Raw genomic sequence first — 519 nt, 5'->3', positions numbered from 1 at the left:
ATGATCTTGCCCAAGACGAGGAGAACAGCCATGGCGCGCGAACGGCGCAAGTTCACGGCGGAATACAAGCAGCGGATTGCCCGGCTGGTGGTGGACGACGGGCTGAGGGTGGTTGATGTCTGCCGGGACCAGGATCTCGGTGAGACGGCGGTACGCCGCTGGGTCGATCAACTCAAGGCCGAACGCGGTGGTAGGCCGGGCGAAGGCCAGCCACTGACCGCGGAGCAGCAGCGGATCCGCCAACTCGAGCAGGAGAACCGCCAGCTCAAGGAGGACAAGGAGCTCCTAAAAAAAGCATCGGCCTTCTTCGCCCGGGAGTTGAAGTGATGCACCGCTGCATCACGCACCTGCGCGGAGAAGGCGACACCCGGCGCCTGTGTCACCTTCTCGGCGTGAGCCGCTCGGGCTATTACGCGGCCCACAGGCGCGCGCAGCGCCCCCGTGCGCGCTGCGCGGCCGGGGCGCATCTCGAGCGCGCGTTCGCGGCTTCGGGGCGCACCTACGGCAGCCGACGCCTGG

The 519-nt window shown here is 67.6% G+C and carries 1 protein-coding gene and 1 pseudogene; both read left to right on the top strand.

From position 1 onward, the window contains the following. The first annotated feature begins 30 nt into the window (after positions 1 to 30). Positions 31 to 327: a transposase gene (locus G7A99_RS24545; RefSeq protein ID WP_163144687.1), complete on the top strand. Its 297-nt coding sequence runs from the start codon at positions 31 to 33 to the stop codon at positions 325 to 327. After that, a pseudogene (locus G7A99_RS25015) lies at positions 327 to 519 on the top strand (IS3 family transposase); the annotation flags it as partial. The gene G7A99_RS24545 and the pseudogene G7A99_RS25015, both read left to right, overlap by 1 nt.

The organism is Arhodomonas sp. KWT, assembly GCF_010993615.1.
The sequence above is the reverse complement of the archived record's forward strand: the minus strand, read 5'-3'. Positions and strand labels throughout refer to the sequence as shown.

Excerpts from the sequence above, each read along its gene's own strand:
- G7A99_RS24545 (WP_163144687.1), top strand. The coding sequence starts at position 31 with ATGGCGCGCGAACGGCGCAAGTTCACGGCGGAATACAAGCAGCGGATT.